This window comes from Nostoc sp., from assembly GCF_036917235.1.
GTDB lineage: Bacteria > Cyanobacteriota > Cyanobacteriia > Cyanobacteriales > Nostocaceae > Nostoc.
This window is the reverse complement of sequence record NZ_JBALDU010000059.1, coordinates 43863-60649: the sequence shown is the minus strand read 5'-3', so window position 1 is coordinate 60649 and position 16787 is coordinate 43863. Positions and strand designations below refer to the sequence as shown.

The window sequence follows — 16787 nt, the reverse complement described above, 5'->3', positions numbered from 1 at the left end:
ACTATTTTTTCTCGAAGATCGACAGAGTAGGACTTCATTTAAAAGGATTTATATTTTAATCTAGTGTACCTCATAATAGACGCAAGTGCTGTAACCTCCATTTAGGATAAGTACACGCCTCCAAATTTTTTATTTAATGCTAATCTTTAAGAATTTTCTCAACGTGTCTGTTATTAATTAATTGTCCATCAGGTAAACTCAAGCAGCAAAAGCTTTGTTGTCTTTCAGGTAAGTAATTAATAGCGCCATAGCAGCTTGGGAGCAAAACCGTTGTGAACAACTCAGGGACAAAAGCTGATGGCTGAAGTTGCATTTGCGCGTACCAGTTAAGTAGCTATTCTTACCTTAAAAAGAAAGTGACTCTGAAACTCAGAGCCACCTTTAAAACTGTATTCTGAAACTTTTTAACTTTTCACAATAACCTGGTGTAGATGTGTGAAAATTTACTTCTTGGCTTCAGCAATGGGAACCCATTCAGTGTGGAAACTTCCGGGCTTATCAAGACGCAGGTAGGTATGTGCGCCAAAGTAGTCGCGTTGTGCTTGAGTTAGATTTTGAGGTAAGCGATCGCGGCGATAGCTGTCAAAATAATCCAAGGATGCGCTAAATGCGGGTACTGGAATTCCTAGTGTTGCAGCTGTCGCAATCACTTCCCGCCAAGCAGTCTGTCTGTCAAGAATTGTCTGCTTAAATTCGGGAGCTAACAGCAAGTTAGGCAAAGCTGGATTTTCGCTAAAAGCCTTCTTAATCTTATTCAAAAAGCGAGCGCGAATAATACAACCACCTTTCCAAATCCGCGCCATTTCGCCCAGATCCAAATTCCAGTTATATGTTTTTGAAGCTGTGGATAGCAACGCCATCCCTTGAGCATAAGAACAGATTTTTGAGCAATAGAGAGCATCACGGACTTTGTTGATAAAATCCTTAGTTTGCCCGTCATACTTGCCACTGGGGCCTGTAAGGACTTTAGATGCTGCAACACGCTCCTCTTTAATCGAAGAGATAATCCGGGCATTAACTGCTGCTGTAATTGTGGGAATAGCAACTCCCAATTCCAATGCAGTTTGCACAGTCCAGCGTCCAGTTCCCTTTTGACCTGCTGCGTCAACAATCAAATCCACCAGGGGTTTTTTTGTTTCTGGGTCAAGATATGGGAAGATATTCTTCGTAATCTCAATCAAAAATGAATCGAGTTCATCGGTGGTGTTCCATTCAGCAAACACTTCATGCAGCTGATTATGGTCTAATCCAGCGACATTTTTCAGCAAGTCGTAGGCTTCAGCAATTAGCTGCATATCGCCATACTCAATACCGTTGTGTACCATTTTGACATAATGGCCAGAACCACCAGGGCCAATGTAGGTTACACAAGGGCCATCATCGACTTGGGCAGCAATTTTGTTGAAAATTGGCGATAGAAACTCGTAAGAGCTTGTTGTACCTCCGGGCATTAGTGAAGGGCCATTCAACGCCCCTTCTTCACCGCCACTGACACCCATACCAAGATACCGAAGCCCAGCGGGTTCTAATTCCTGAGTGCGGCGTTCTGTATCTTCAAACCAAGAGTTGCCACCGTCGATAATGATATCGCCTTCTTCTAACAAGGGTTTGAGTTGAGCAATTACCGCATCCACTGGCTTACCAGCTTGCACCATTACTAGAATTTTGCGGGGACGTTCCAATAAGGCAACGAATTCTTCTAGAGTAAAGGCGGCTTTGACGTTCCGTCCTGTAGCACGCTGCGCCATAAACGCATCCGTTTTTTCGCGGGAGCGGTTGTAAACTGCAATTGGGAAGCCATTGCGCTCCACGTTGAGAGCGATGTTCTCACCCATAACGGCTAATCCAATCACACCAAAGCTTTGTAGTGTCATAAAAAATTTCTGGCTAACTCTTGCAGATCCTTTACCTATAAGGGTAGTCCGATATTTTCCGTTCTCCCCTAAAGAAGACCTTAAGACTTGATATAAATGATAAAAATCCACAACTAACATGGATAATTAATTTTAAATTGTATCTAAATCAACAATTGACTGGCAAAATTTGCAAAATTGAAATAATTAAAGGACGCAGTAAGGAGTAACCAAATAATGCTGGCATTTGTCCTAGCTTTGGTAGTGGGTCTTGGTAGTTTAGCCATTTATATAGCAGCTTTCTTTTTCCCAGAAATCCATCGTAAGAATGACTTTATCTGGAGTGGCGTAGGATTGTTCTACGCTTTAGTTTTATGGGTGTTTGCACCACGCATTACTGGAGGTTTGTTGCTGGGTCATGTGGCTAGTGTGGCTCTTTTGGTCTGGTTTGGCTGGCAAACTCTATCATTACGTCGGCAATTGACCCCGCAGGCACAACAAACCCAAGTACCCAGTGCTGAGACGGTAAAAACTGGCATTCAAGAACAGGTGAATAAGTTGTCCCTTCAGGAACGGCTGGGTCGGTTGCAAAAAGGTCTGGGTAGCACCTTCAGTGGCGCGAAAGACAAAGTGCAGCAGACTGTGAGTAAAAAAACACCCACAACCCCCAAACCTGAAGATATTACTTCTGTACTGTCAGAGAAACCTGCTATTGAGATTATTGACAAAACTATTGTCATACCAGAACCACCAGCAGAGGAGACAGTTACTACTGACACTGAAGCAAAAACTGAGATTGTACCGGAAGCGATTCCCCCACATCCGCCATCTCCTGAATTGGTGGAAGCAGCGCAACCAGATTTTGAAATTGAAGATAAGCAACCGATTCCTGTAGAAGAAATTGCGCCGGATGCGGTACTCGCTCCCCCAGCAGAAACGCCACCGGAACAAATACCGCCTAATTAAGGCAGTTGAATTCTGTGAAACCCAACGTTAACCTAATATAATGTTGGGTTTCACTATTTCCATCAGGCTATTTTAGGGCTAATTTAAAACGCTAATTCAGAACGATAGAAGCACACATCAAACGCTAAAAAGAAATTCATGTGTCCTAAAATCAATGGGGCGTTTCTATCTCTTGTCCAAGCAAAAGCTAGCTCTACCTGTCGGAAATTTCTCAACATTAGTTCTGGATTTACTTCAGTAAATCCAGAACTAAGTTTATCAACCATGTGTTGCCGCTTTTTCTTCTGCTAATGCCTTCGCTAAAACAGCAGCAGCTTCAAAAGAATCATATAAGCCAAGACTTGCTACTTTATCCTCAGCATCCAATGGGACTAAACTTGATTCCTTTAACAATTCGGCTGCCAGGAAATGTATTAGTAAGAGTTTATCAGTGTGGGATAATTCTTTAACTAGCGGGATGAGTTCGCTAAGAAGCATAAGTTAAGGCTTTAATGAATTTAGATAAATTTTAGAGCATAGTTTTAAGAGAGAAGCCATAAGCTACAATACTTTTTAGTAACTTGTTTTCAGTCAAGTAAGGTTTTAGAGGGTGTCTGAAAAATTTTTTTACATACACCAAACGCTTAGAGATCCCCCTAAATCCCCCTTAAAAAGGGGGACTTTGAGACTCTTATTAGCCATTTTTTAAAGGGAAATCAGCCAATATTTGATACTTCTCAGACATTCTCTAAAATGCTATCATCTTGTATTCTCTCTACGGGTTTTTTCTACATGGGCTTTACGTGTCAGCAATTGCAAATTATCGATGGTAGTTAAACCACCCTGGAACATAGGTTTAATGTGATCAATTTGAAAATCTCTCCGCATCTGGCTTTTAACTCCACTGATTGCACAAGATATAAACCCTTTTGCATCTGTGTGCTTGGCGAATACAGCATTTTTAATTTTTCTGTATTCAAGAATATCTCGCTCTTTGATTTCGTATAGAGTTAACTTCTCTATTGGTACAGTGTCAGGAATTAAAGTTGGTATTGATACTACAACATCAGGGTAGATTCCTGCTAACTTATTAATTTCAATGTTCAACTGGTTCATGAAATATTTCTTATCACTGAATATAATTTGCCAAAAAGTCTTTCCATCATTCCAAAGTATTTCGATATACTCAAACAGTGCTTTACCACCAAGAGAGTTGTCGTATATATGTTTTGCTACGATAGATAAATCACATTTTCTCCTTTCACTGAAAGCTAGAAATTCTGGTGGAATTTGATTTTTAGCATAGAAACGCAAGATATTTTTTACATCATCATCTCTGTAGCCAAGCAAAGTTTGATAGTCAGGAAAATAAATTTCCTTTGCAGTTTGCAAAAGATATTCAAGTTCTGCTTCGGTCAATATTTCTCTGTCTTGTAAATCAATCTTTTGGAATAAAGCTTTTAAATCGTTAACAAAATTGTCGTATGCTTCTTCTGTATCGTCATACAACAACACATCATAAGGTCTAGAATTAGGCTCATATCCTTCGGATGGTTCAAAAATATAAAAATGATAAATTCCAAGAGGAATCCTCTTTAAAAATTCTAGTTTTTCTAAAGCATTAGTATCAATTGAGTCATCCATGATGCGAGCGAATTCTTCAATCATCTCAATAGATATGAGTTGAGCAGTTCTATTACTTGATAAAATGCCTTTTTCAGGAAATCCACTGCCTTGAATATGAAGTTTTTCTGGGTTAACCCAGTTAATTTTGTTTTCCCATTCATCAATAAAGCTGACCACATAAGCTTTTTCTGTACCGCCTGCTTTTTGCCCACGCAAAGCCCGACCTATCATTTGTGTCATTAGTATTGTGGATGTAGTAGGGCGTGTGAGAAAAACAGTTTGTACATTAGGTAAATCCGTTCCTTCAGTTAAAATTTCTACATTTATTAATACCTCAAGCTCTCCATTTCTAAATTTTTGTATTTTTTCTTTATTGTCTTTTGCAGCAATTGTAGTACCTGTAGTTAAATCTTTCACTGCTGCTACAATAAAATCAGAATTAATTCCTTCATCCTTAAAGACTTTGTTCAATGCAACTGCGTGTATAACATCGATAGCAAAGACTAAAAGAGGTTTATATCTCTCTTGATTTTTTTTATAGTGAGCAACAATTTGATTATTACGTTTACTATCTTCAGCAATTCTTTTAGCTATATCTTGTGGTAGCCTGTCAAAATTCTCAATTGCCTTGATTTCTTGGGCTGTCAATTTTTGCTTTATTTCTATCTTCGTTTCTAGGTTTTCAAATATTGGTTCAGCAAGGATTCCCCTAGCAACTAAATTTCTCAGGTGTTCTGAAAAGATAATATCATTTGGAAAAACTAACTTTAGCAACCCCTTCTCACTCTCATCTGTTCGGAAGGGAGTAGCTGTTAACCCTAGCATTTGAAAACCGTTATGATGACCTCGTTTGCTTAGATCATCCTTGACAGCATTAATTAATTTACGATAAGTCTTAGCTGTTGCATGATGCGCTTCATCTACAACCAAAAGAACTTCATTTAAGTGACCAACCCAGTTTTTCAATAAGTGATCAAGCCCACTGTTTAGACTATCTTTACTGGCAATGATGATGTCATCAGTCTTTTCAATATTTACAGGTCGATCGTGTTTAGGATGACCGGAGATAATGCGGTATCTAAATCCTGATACATTGCTCAATAATGATGAATAGGCATTAAGTTGAAGTGTCTCAAGTGCTTGGTCAAGCAGTTCATGACGATGAGCAATCCACAGAACCTTTTTCTTGTTGTTAATGAAATTACGTAGTAGCCAATGGACTGCTGTTAAAGTTTTTCCGCCACCTGTGGGTAGAACTAGCAAGCCTTCAAAGGGAAATTGATTCTTCTTATTCAGCGCTATGATTGCTTCGTTCTGGTGGGAGTATAGCTCTTTGGGAGCCTCACCTCTTTTTACTTTGATTAGACCTGCGTATGTAACTTGAACAGTTGTCATAATATCTAAAATCCTAGAAAGACAGTGCTTTAGGGGAAAGGCTGGAACTAGGGCTAAATGAACAGGTTGCTGCAATCCATTACCCTAATTCTCAGTATTCCCAAACTGAAAGCATTGTCTAACTAACACCAGGATATTTATATAGAATTAAATGTATTAATAAATACTTTTATTTAGGCGATCGCACTTTTGAAAGTACGATTAGTGTCCAACAATATTCCTAGCTTCTTTAAATAAATTAGGAATCTGAACCTTTCATAACTCAATATCTGATTTAGACGCTCCCCAGTTTCACGAAGAAAGAGCTTTCAAATGTGAGGCATGATGAGATAAGTAATTTGAGTCAATAACTCGATTACGCCCAGAAGTTTTAGCCTGTAACAGACATTGATCGGCACGATGTAGCAGACTCTCTCCTTTCTCATCATCCTCAGCTTGCAGAGAGGCTGTGCCTAAACTAATGGTGATATTAATTGTCAGTTTATTATTGAGTGCAAATGGTTCGTCGCTGACTACGCGATTGAGACGACGAGCTACTAATAGTGCTTCATCATCGGTAGTATTAGCCAGAAGAATCACAAATTCTTCGCCACCATAGCGGAATGCTGTATCTTGACAGCGCAGATTGTGGCGCAAACGCTGGCATAATATTTGCAAGACGCGATCGCCTACTAAATGTCCGTGAGTATCGTTAACTTTCTTAAAATGATCTACATCCAAGATAATCAAACTCAGGGAAGTTTTTTGAGTCCTGGCTCTTTGAATTTGTCTGGGTAAGTCCCATTCTAAAGCCCGACGATTATTTAATTCTGTCAAGGAATCTGCTAAGGCGATCGCAGATAACATATCATTTGTCCGAATCAAATCTCGGTATTTTTGCGCTTTCCGCAAACCAACAGTCAATTGAGCAAGTATTAGTCCATGATTGGCAGTCAACTCTGCCAAGCTATGGTCTGTTTTTTCTTCAATAAGATGCCAAATATATGCATCGGCTCCTTGCTTTAGGGCCGCAGCACTCATTTCCAATTCCCTGTGCCAACCCTTATTTCTATCAGCTAGCTGCTGGAAACGATCCTCAAAGAGAATGCAGTATATCCATGATAGTTTTGTTTGGTCTTTCAACCAAGCGCACAGTTCCATGCTGCCATCTAGGCTAGCTTGCACAAGTATTATGTCGGGGGCCGTTGTTTTAATCCGCGATACTGCCTGATTCAAATTGTCCATAACTTCGACACTAAAAGCGGTCGCATAACGGATCTGATCTGGAAGTGTGGCGATAAAGTTATTTTTTCCAAAGACCAGAATAGAGATATTCATTGCTTTATTTTTTATCCTATTTAAATTTTAAAGAATTAGATTGAGTAACTTAATGCTTTTGCCTAATACTAAATATGATGTTCTAGGCTAAGTTAATTTTTTGATATATATTTTTCAAAACACCAAATTTTCACTATTTTTCCCAGTTTAATCTCCTTTTACGGCTTTAAATTTACTACTAAATTTTCTGAAATATCTGCTTCTGACAACTAATGTCTTCTTTACACTTTGTTTTTAAAACAGTAAAAACACTGAATATTATATATATGTATAAAATTGATTACTGTAGTTTCTTAAGTGCTATTTTTCTGATGAAATTACCAAAATAAATAGCTCGTAATAACCCTCAGATTAGGTAGCTAAATTTCTTTTTAAGTAGAAAAACAAAGAAAATATAAAGTTTTTTCATCAAATTACAAAAACTCAAACCGTATGGTTGAATTAAAAATATTATTTCCCATAAAAAACCTCAGCTTTTTCTTTGGAAATCAGGCTTTGATCGAGTATCAATGTAGGAGTTGAATTTCACAAAATAATGCAAGTCAAATAGACAGCAAAACTAATTCCTACTATGGTTATTAGCTTGTTTTCACCAATATTCCCTACATTTATAGAGCAAATTTATAGGGTGAAAGATTCATAATTTAACTGAGTTATGAAACTTTAGTTAACAACATATTGGCAGGGGAAAGAAAATGTTTCTGCCTACGCTTTATAACTGTTTGTTTATTTAGTTAATTCATATGTTTTTTATTTGCTGCAAGATCATAAATCCAGAAAAAAAGCTAAATAAAAAACTTGATGTTAAAACTTGCCTCTAATGTGCAGAAGTTAGTTACATTCCGCGCGTATAAGGGCAGAAAAATAAAAAAATTTTGTTAATGTCGCCTGAGATATTAAAATCTAAACTTCTGTGACAAGTTAGAACTGATTTAGTAACCTTCAACAGTGTAACCAACAGCAACAATCACCTGTTTGATTGACTCCTCTGAAGCTGCGGATTCCACTATGACAGTTTTAGCGTTAACATCAATATCCACTTTGGCATCAGGTTCCATAACGTGGATAGACTCAGTAATTGTATTTGCACATCCCTCACAAGCAATATTTGATACCTTCAGTTTTAGTGCCATTTGTTACTTCCGTATGAAAAAATTAAATTATTTCTTAAGAATTAATCATAACCATTGAAACCCAATTATGCATCCCACTAGAGTTAGATAACGGTATAAAAGCGTCCTAATCTCTGCATTTTGCTTACCGACTGGTACAATTCGCTGGCAGTAATATGAAACAAAATGCAAGAATATATAAATCTATTGATGAAAATACACTTACCCAGTGCCGCTGCGCCCAAGCCTAAAGTTAAAAACACCTATGTCTTCAAATCCCCAGTACCTAAGCGGTAACGAAATTCGCAACATATTTCTCGACTTCTTTGCCCAACGGGAACACCAAATTCTCCCCAGTGCCTCCCTCGTGCCAGAAGACCCAACCGTGCTGCTGACGATCGCGGGGATGCTACCATTTAAGCCAATATTTTTAGGGCAGCGCACACCAGAATTTAAGCGGGCTACGACTTCGCAAAAGTGTATCCGCACCAACGACATCGAAAATGTCGGACGCACCAAACGGCATCATACGTTTTTTGAGATGCTGGGCAATTTCAGCTTTGGTGATTATTTTAAAGAACAAGCGATCGCTTGGGGTTGGGAAATTTCCACGCAAGTCTTTGGCTTTTCCCCCCAAAATCTTGTCGTCAGCGTTTTTAAAGATGATGATGAAGCCTTTGCAATTTGGCGCGATCAAATCGGTGTGCCGATAGCGAGAATTAAACGCTTGGGCGAAGACGATAACTTTTGGGTATCTGGCCCGACTGGTCCTTGTGGTCCTTGTTCCGAAATTTATTACGACTTCCACCCAGAACGCGGGGACGAAAATATCGATTTAGAAGACGATTCTCGGTTTATCGAGTTTTACAACCTGGTGTTCATGCAATATAACCGGGATGCTTCAGGCAATTTAACGCCACTACAAAACAAGAACATCGATACCGGCATGGGTTTGGATAGAATGGCGCAAATTCTCCAAAAAGTGCCCAATAACTACGAAACTGACCTGATTTTTCCAATTATCCAAACAGCAGGGCAAATTGCTGGTGTTGATTACCACAGCAGTGATGAAAAAACCAAAACTTCCTTAAAAGTTATTGGCGATCATATTCGCGCTGTCATCCACATGATTGCTGATGAAATTCGCGCTTCCAACGTGGGACGGGGTTATGTGCTGCGGCGGTTAATTCGGCGGGTGGTGCGTCATGGGCGATTAATTGGGATTTCTGGCGAATTTACTACCCAAGTTGCTGAAACTGCGATCGCTCTTTCCGAATCAGCTTACCCTAATGTGCGTCAACGAGAAGCAGCAATTAAAGCTGAGTTACAACGGGAAGAATCTAATTTCCTCAGAACTCTGGATAGAGGCGAAAAACTTCTAGAAGAAATCATCCAAGAGGTGAAACAGCGAGGGGAAACTCAGATTAGCGGTGAAAGTGCATTTACTCTTTACGATACCTACGGATTTCCCCTCGAACTGACTCAAGAAGTTGCCGAGGAAAATAATCTCACAGTCGATGACGCGGGATTCAATACCGAAATGCAAAAACAAGTGGAACGCGCCAAAGCAGCACATGAAACCATCGATTTAACTGTACAAGGTTCCCTCGACAAATTAGCAGAACACATTAAAGTCACCGAATTTATCGGCTATACCCAACCTGCTGCAACTGCGAAAGTTGAAGCGATTTTGGTAGAAGGCGTTTGCCAAGAGGAAGCAGAAGCGGGGACAGAAGTGCAAATTGTCCTTGACAAAACGCCATTTTATGCTGAATCGGGGGGACAAATCGGCGATCGCGGTTATATCTCTGGTGATGGTATTGTAGTTCGGGTTGAAGATGTGAAGAAAGAATCTGATTTCTTTGTTCACTTCGGACGCATCGAACGCGGTACACTGTGCGTAGGCGATCGCGTCACCGCCCAAATCGATCCGGCTTGTCGCCGTCGCGCTCAAGCTAACCATACCGCAACGCACCTATTGCAAGCGGCGTTGAAGAAAATTGTTGATGATGGCATATCTCAAGCAGGTTCCCTGGTTTCCTTTGACAGGTTGCGCTTCGACTTCAACTGTCCCCGCGCATTGACAGCAGAGGAAGTTCAACAAGTTGAAGAACAGGTGAACAGTTGGATTGCTGAGGCTCATGCTGCAAAAGTGGAAGTATTACCTTTAGCAGAGGCGAAAGCTAGGGGCGCTGTTGCCATGTTTGGGGAAAAATACGGTGAGGAAGTTCGAGTGATTGACTTTCCCAGCGTATCAATGGAACTATGCGGTGGAACTCATGTGAGTAACACTGCTGAAATTGGTGTGTTCAAGATTATCTCGGAAGCTGGTGTAGCTTCTGGGGTACGGCGGATTGAAGCTGTTTCGGGGCCAGCAATCCTAGATTATCTCAACCTTCGGGATAAAGTAGTTAAAGATTTGAGCGATCGCTTTAAAGTTAAACCCGAAGAATTACCAGACAGAATCACAAGTCTGCAAAGCGAACTGAGGAATAGCCAGAAGGAATTAGAAACATTAAAGGTACAGTTAGCGATCGCTAAATCTGACAGCTTGTTACAAACAGCAGAAACCATAGGCGGCCATAAAATTATTGTCGCCCAATTAGAAGATGTCGATCCAGAATCATTGAAAACCGCAGCCGAACGCTTATTGCAAAAAATCGGTAACGGTGCGGTGGTATTGGGTTCTGTTCCTGAAGAAGGAAAAGTGAGTATAGTTGCAGCTTTTAGTCCAGAAGTGAACAAAAAAGGTTTGCAAGCTGGTAAATTTGTAGGTGCGATCGCTAAAATTTGTGGCGGCGGCGGCGGTGGAAGACCGAACTTAGCCCAAGCCGGCGGACGGGATGCAAGTAAATTAGCAGATGCGTTGGCACAAGCAGAAAGTGAATTAAAGTCCGCTTTGGGTTAATCTCTTCCTGACTTTTCGCGTCATCTGGAAAAGAAGAGGGCGAAACCGAATCCCATTCCCGACGCGGGAAGAAAACTACAGTGTACTCACAAGTTTCTTGACCTGCAACGCCATTGTTTCGACTGACAATGCGATTGTTTCGACTGACAATGCCATTAGACCTCTTGCATAAATAAAAAATAAAGAACCCCACCCCGGATTTGAGTAAAGCAAACGCTCCCCTCCCCGCAAGCGGCTACGGTGTACACACATCTTGGTAATGAAGCCCCAATCCTGGATTTACCCCCCTTAATCCCCCCGATGTTTTGGGGGAAATATCCGGTTCTCCCCCTTACCAAGGCAGGGCTGTTTCATTCCCTAAAAGGCGCTGATTTACAAGTGTTTCAAGCAAAAAAATCAAGTGACTAAAAAATTTGATTGGGCAAGAAAATGGCGTTCACACTTAAATTTACTGGTTGAGGTGGTAGTTTTTATTTCTCCCACTCAAGCAAATTTCTGACTCATACTCTTGACAAAATCCTTAAGGGATCGAATGAAACAGCCCTGCTTACCAAGGGGGAGTTAGAGGGGGTCAGAAGGACTTGTGTGTACACCGTAGCCAGGGGTGTTAGGTACTTTTGCACGAAGTTCTATTATTCGTAAATTAAAGGGTTTAAGAACCTGCAATCTACATGTAGCACCCATTTCAGTCGGGGTTTAAATCCCCCGGAGTTGCTCCTCTTGGGGAGAGCGTCATTTTGAATTTTGAATTGTTAATCTTCCATTCCCAATTCCCCATTCCCCAGATATGCTTCAGACTTTTCTATAATGATTAAGTGATTCCCGTCATCAAAAACAGCCTGTGACTACCACTCCCCTATTTCCAATTTCAACCGCTCAGGTTCCAGATACGCTAGGCCGCTTCGGGCGCTTTGGCGGTAAGTATGTACCTGAAACGCTCATGCCTGCCCTGGCTGAACTAGAAACAGCTTATCAGCAATACCGCAATGACCCTGGTTTTCAAACAGAATTACAGCAGTTGTTACGAGACTATGTAGGACGTGCGACACCATTGTATTTTGCTGAACGCCTGACTGCTCATTATGCCCGACCCGATCGCACCGGGCCACAAATTTACTTGAAACGTGAAGATTTAAATCATACTGGCGCTCACAAAATCAATAATGCTGTTGGTCAGGTATTGTTGGCGAAACGCATGGGTAAGCAGCGAATTATTGCTGAAACGGGTGCCGGACAACATGGAGTTGCTACAGCTACAGTTTGCGCTCGTTTTGGGCTGGAATGCATAATTTACATGGGCGTTCATGACATGGAACGCCAAGCTTTGAATGTGTTTAGAATGCGGCTGATGGGGGCAGAAGTGCGTCCGGTGGAGGCGGGAACCGGAACTTTGAAGGATGCTACTTCTGAAGCAATCCGAGATTGGGTGACAAATGTAGAAACGACTCACTACATTCTGGGTTCGGTAGCAGGGCCTCATCCTTACCCAATGATGGTACGTGATTTCCATGCAGTAATTGGTGAAGAAACCCGCGCCCAAGCAATGGAAAAGTGGGGTGGATTACCTGATATCCTCTTGGCTTGTGTAGGTGGTGGTTCCAATGCGATGGGACTATTCTATGAGTTTATGAATGAGTCTTCTATACGCTTCATTGGAATTGAGGCAGCCGGAGAAGGTGTCAATACCGAAAAACACGCAGCTACCTTGACAAAAGGACGAATTGGTGTACTGCACGGAGCCATGAGCTACCTACTGCAAGATGAAGATGGGCAAATCATTGAGGCACACTCAATTAGTGCGGGGTTAGATTATCCCGGCGTGGGCCCAGAACATAGCTATTTAAAGGATACTGGTCGCGCTGAATACTATAGTGTGACGGATGCAGAGGCTTTGGAGGCATTCCAGCGATTATCGAAATTGGAGGGGATTATCCCGGCATTGGAAACAGCCCATGCGATCGCTTATCTCGAAACCCTCTGTCCCCAGCTAATCGGCAGTCCTCGGATTGTAATTAACTGCTCTGGACGTGGTGACAAGGATGTACAAACGGTAGCCAAGTTATTGTATCCAGGGTAAATCTACATAAAATATTTGGGAAATAAACAATAATGGATCGACAATTCCAACACCCAATGTTACCGCAACCCACTCACGATGAGTTGGCACGCCAAAACTTTGTGCAAACTATGAAAATGCACATTTTCAAGAATGTCACTCCTGGTAATAAAGAAATTTATGAAAAACTAGCCAAGCCGAAGTTTGAACAAGAACATCAGCGTTCTCCCCAGAATCGTTATGAAATTCGGGAAGTAATGCAGCACGAACCCTATTACCGCTGGACTAGTGCCCTGAAGCGCATTAACCAGGAAATGTTATGGGATGCTGTAAATGCCAACGTTGACAGACAACTACCAGAATTGATAGAGCGCGCCAAAGATAAGGGTGGTGAACTGGGTACTTTAACCCTCGACCCAAATTTTCAAATACCTGCTTATCAAAAGGCCGTAGACATTCACTGTATGCCCGGAGGATATCACAGCGAATTCACTGCCGATGATGTCGCAGCAGGTGCAACCTACGATCGCGGCGCTTACGTTTATGGACTCGGTTGGTTGGGGCCGCTCAACGATGATATGGGGCTATCTATAGTCCAAAACTACCTTTTAGCAGAGTTTCCCAACTTTCGACCCAAAAAAATCCTCGATATGGGATGTTCTATTGGCAATAGCACATTACCTTATGTGGATGGTTTCCCAGATGCAGAAGTCCATGCCATCGATATAGGTGCATCTATACTGCGATATGCTCATGCAAGAGCCGAAGCCTTACAAAAACGGGTACACTTCTCTCAGCAAAATGCCGAACATACTAACTTCCCCGATGAATCATTTGACTTAGTGGTTTCTCACATTTTGCTACATGAAATCCCCCCGTCATCTGTGCGTAAAGTTATGCAAGAGTCTTATCGTCTACTGGCTCCTGGTGGGATGATGATTCATCTAGAAGCACCCCTGTATCATCACATGGATCTTTATACACAGTTTATTTATGATTGGGAAACCGCTAACAACAACGAACCTTTCTGGAGCGCTGTACGCGATTTAGATTTGCTACCCCTAGTTACTGAGGCTGGTTTTGCAGCAGATAAGACATTCGAGAAATTTGTCCCGAATGGAGCATGGAAAGCAAAAGAAACTAATGGTATGTTTCAAAATCGTAACTCAGCCACCCAAGGCACTTGGTTTATGGTTGCTGCAACTAAGTAAGCAAAGAAAGTTTCGTAATTCGTAATGGGCTATGGCCTGCTACGCTAACGTAATTCGTAATTGAGAAAGTCAGATTTTATCTGGCTTTCCTCATTTTGTATGTCTAGTCTTATTTTTGGAGAATTGGTATTAGGATGACAAAAATAGCTAAGGGTAAACGACCTGTTTACTTAGAAAATCCGCAAACTGATAAATTGTTAGCGATCGTCATGGCTTTGACTGGTGAGGTGTCCGTGCTGCATGAGCGGCTAGACACCATTGAACGGTTGCTAGAGGTGAAAAGTATTTTATCGGCTAGTGAGATTGAAGCTTACGAGCCGGATGCCAAAGTAACTAAAGAACGGGAACAGTGGCGTGCAGAATATATTGCACGTGTGTTGCGCGTGGTACAGGAAGAGTTAGAAACCCTCAAACAAAGCTAGTTTAAATTACGTAGAAATTTTGCTGAATCAATCCAGCCATTTTTATCCGACATTCCGTATCTTGAACTGTCACAATCGGTTTTTACTGTTTTTTTAACATGAAAAAGCTATTTAAAATACTTAAGTACAGTAAAATAGCTGGATTAATGAAGAGCGCTAAGCATAATCTGAAACTCGTAAATTCCAAAAAGTTTAGTAATTACACTATGTGATAGTCTAAGTGCGGAATCAGGGATAAGAAGAATCATACTAATGGTAGAAGACAACTATTGAATAAATAGTAAAATTTATGCGTTAAATCGTGAATTTAAACGTCTGCTAGTAGTTTTTGAGCAAAAAAGCCTAAAAATAGAGCTATTTAGACCTATAAGCAATTTGTCAGATTGATATTAGTTGGTTACATTGTCTAAAACTTTACCACCAGCAAATGATCAGACAAATAGTTTACAGCGTTCTTTTAGGCACAGTTGCTCTCAGTAGTGGAGCGATCGCTACTTCTGTAACAAATCCAGCTTGTACGCCAGCACCTTCAAATGTATCGAATAATACTAACCGAATTGCAGCATCTAGTATGGACACTGCTGCTTTAGAACAGTCGATTTTTAACCAAATCAATAACTACAGAGCTTCTCAAGGGCTACCAGCGCTGACTCGTAATTCTGCTATGGATAATCAAGTTAGGCTTCACAGTAAGAACATGGCTAATGGTACTGTTCCCTTTGGACATAATGGATTTTCACAACGTCTTAATGCAACCGGTGTTTCTTACAGATCAGCTGCTGAAAATGTCGCTTACAACCAGGGATATGGCGATCCTGCCACAATGGCTGTTCAAGGCTGGCTCAAAAGTCCAGGGCATCTTACCAATATCAGAGGTAATTATAATTTGACGGGGATTGGTGTCGCCAAAAACAGTCAAGGCGTAATCTACTTCACACAAATGTTCATTCGCTGATATGTTTGACGCGATGTGCAACTTAATATTCTGACCTCACTTCCATTCCTCTCTCCTGCAAAGAGTGAAAAACTACTTTGAATTCTACCCATTCCTTATTATTAGGCAAGGAGATTAGGTTGGAGTAAAAATTGCACACAGCGTTAGATTTGGTAAGGTTGAGGTTTATTCTCAAATTTCCCAGACGAGTTTAACCTGTTACTAAAGCTTTTGCTTGATAATTTATGAAAATCTGAAATTATTAGCAAAATTAACCATGATTTTCATGAAGCTGACCTATTGAAGTACTGACAATTGAAAATGATTGTTTGTGTTACTTGTCAAGGATATAGCCAAATTGCCGAAATTCATCATTACTTAATAGTATTGTGGTATATATCCTCGGAACAATAAGGTAGAGTAGAAGTCTTATATCTCTACACATTACGCAATTCTCCATGTTCCGACAAACTGCTTTTGGCATCGCTTTAAGTGCGCTTGTCCTTGCTAGTGGATTAACGACTGCTCCGATACCAAATCATACTTCTACAAATACATCCACCCGTAATAAGCTGTTGTCGCTTTTTTCTAGTCAGGTTGCAATATCGACTCCTACTTTTAAAACTACTGAGTTAGAAAAATCAGTATTTGAGCAAATTAATCGATATCGGGTTTCTAAAGGGCTGCCAAAGTTGACTTTAAATACAAATTTAACTCGACAGGCCAGAATTCATAGTCAAAATATGGCTAAAGGCAAAACCCCATTTAGTCATCAGGGATTTGAAGGGCGAGTCAAAGCTATCCCGATTCGCTACAACAGTGCAGCGGAAAATGTTGCTTTTAACCGGGGATATAGCAACCCCGTAGAGGAAGCTGTTACTGGCTGGATCAAAAGTCCTGGACACCTAAAGAACCTTAAAGGAAATTACAACCTGACTGGAATTGGTGTTGCGACTAATAATCAAGGCGAAGTCTACCTGACACAAATGTTTTTTCGCACTAGGTAGA

13 protein-coding genes are annotated in these 16787 nt (G+C 40.9%); 7 read left to right on the top strand and 6 right to left on the bottom strand.

All coding sequences use genetic code 11. The annotated features are described in order from the left end of the window. Nucleotides 1–443: 443 nt before the first annotated feature. Complete coding sequence (gndA, locus tag V7K44_RS18275; RefSeq protein WP_334933338.1) at nt 444–1874, bottom strand: NADP-dependent phosphogluconate dehydrogenase; 1431 nt, start codon at nt 1872–1874, stop codon at nt 444–446. A gap of 216 nt (nt 1875–2090) precedes the next feature. On the opposite strand from gndA, the gene V7K44_RS18270 reads away from it, so the two are divergent. Further along, the gene (locus V7K44_RS18270) at nt 2091–2819 is read left to right on the top strand and encodes a Ycf66 family protein (RefSeq protein ID WP_334933337.1); all 729 of its coding nucleotides are present in this window, start codon (nt 2091–2093) and stop codon (nt 2817–2819) included. 83 nt (nt 2820–2902) lie between these two features. Here V7K44_RS18270 and V7K44_RS18265 read toward each other — a convergent pair whose 3' ends face one another. The 5 genes from V7K44_RS18265 to V7K44_RS18245 form a co-directional block, all read right to left on the bottom strand. Continuing rightward, nucleotides 2903–3085, bottom strand: a complete 183-nt coding sequence (locus V7K44_RS18265; protein ID WP_334933342.1) for a hypothetical protein — start codon at nt 3083–3085, stop codon at nt 2903–2905. Further along, nucleotides 3078–3296 (bottom strand): hypothetical protein, encoded by a 219-nt coding sequence (locus tag V7K44_RS18260; protein WP_334933336.1) that lies wholly within the window; start codon nt 3294–3296, stop codon nt 3078–3080. The genes V7K44_RS18265 and V7K44_RS18260 overlap by 8 nt, the downstream gene beginning before the upstream one ends. Nucleotides 3297–3557: 261 nt before the next feature. Beyond that, a complete protein-coding gene (locus tag V7K44_RS18255; RefSeq protein ID WP_334933335.1) occupies nt 3558–5819 on the bottom strand; it encodes a DEAD/DEAH box helicase family protein in 2262 nt (753 codons plus the stop codon). A 291-nt stretch (nt 5820–6110) separates the two neighbouring features. After that, a complete protein-coding gene (locus V7K44_RS18250; RefSeq protein ID WP_334933334.1) occupies nt 6111–7136 on the bottom strand; it encodes a GGDEF domain-containing protein in 1026 nt (341 codons plus the stop codon). 932 nt (nt 7137–8068) lie between these two features. After that, nucleotides 8069–8269 carry a heavy-metal-associated domain-containing protein gene (locus tag V7K44_RS18245; protein WP_334933333.1) on the bottom strand — a complete coding sequence of 67 codons (201 nt, stop codon included), beginning with the start codon at nt 8267–8269 and terminating at the stop codon, nt 8069–8071. Nucleotides 8270–8513: 244 nt separating this feature from the next. On the opposite strand from V7K44_RS18245, the gene alaS reads away from it, so the two are divergent. The 6 genes from alaS to V7K44_RS18215 all read left to right on the top strand — a co-directional run bounded on the left by alaS (nt 8514) and on the right by V7K44_RS18215 (nt 16786). Then, complete coding sequence (gene alaS / locus V7K44_RS18240; RefSeq protein WP_334933332.1) at nt 8514–11156, top strand: alanine--tRNA ligase; 2643 nt, start codon at nt 8514–8516, stop codon at nt 11154–11156. Between the two features lie 841 nt (nt 11157–11997). Continuing rightward, nucleotides 11998–13233 (top strand): tryptophan synthase subunit beta, encoded by a 1236-nt coding sequence (gene trpB, locus V7K44_RS18235; protein ID WP_334933331.1) that lies wholly within the window; start codon nt 11998–12000, stop codon nt 13231–13233. 32 nt (nt 13234–13265) lie between these two features. After that, complete coding sequence (locus V7K44_RS18230) at nt 13266–14423, top strand: class I SAM-dependent methyltransferase (RefSeq protein WP_334933330.1); 1158 nt, start codon at nt 13266–13268, stop codon at nt 14421–14423. Nucleotides 14424–14557: 134 nt separating this feature from the next. Continuing rightward, nucleotides 14558–14845 carry a hypothetical protein gene (locus V7K44_RS18225; protein ID WP_334933329.1) on the top strand — a complete coding sequence of 96 codons (288 nt, stop codon included), beginning with the start codon at nt 14558–14560 and terminating at the stop codon, nt 14843–14845. A 427-nt stretch (nt 14846–15272) separates the two neighbouring features. Further along, nucleotides 15273–15800, top strand: coding sequence for a CAP domain-containing protein (locus tag V7K44_RS18220; protein WP_334933328.1), 528 nt, complete (start codon nt 15273–15275; stop codon nt 15798–15800). Nucleotides 15801–16237: 437 nt separating this feature from the next. Further along, nucleotides 16238–16786: a CAP domain-containing protein gene (locus V7K44_RS18215; RefSeq protein ID WP_334933327.1), complete on the top strand. Its 549-nt coding sequence runs from the start codon at nt 16238–16240 to the stop codon at nt 16784–16786. The last annotated feature ends 1 nt before the right edge of the window (nt 16787 follow it).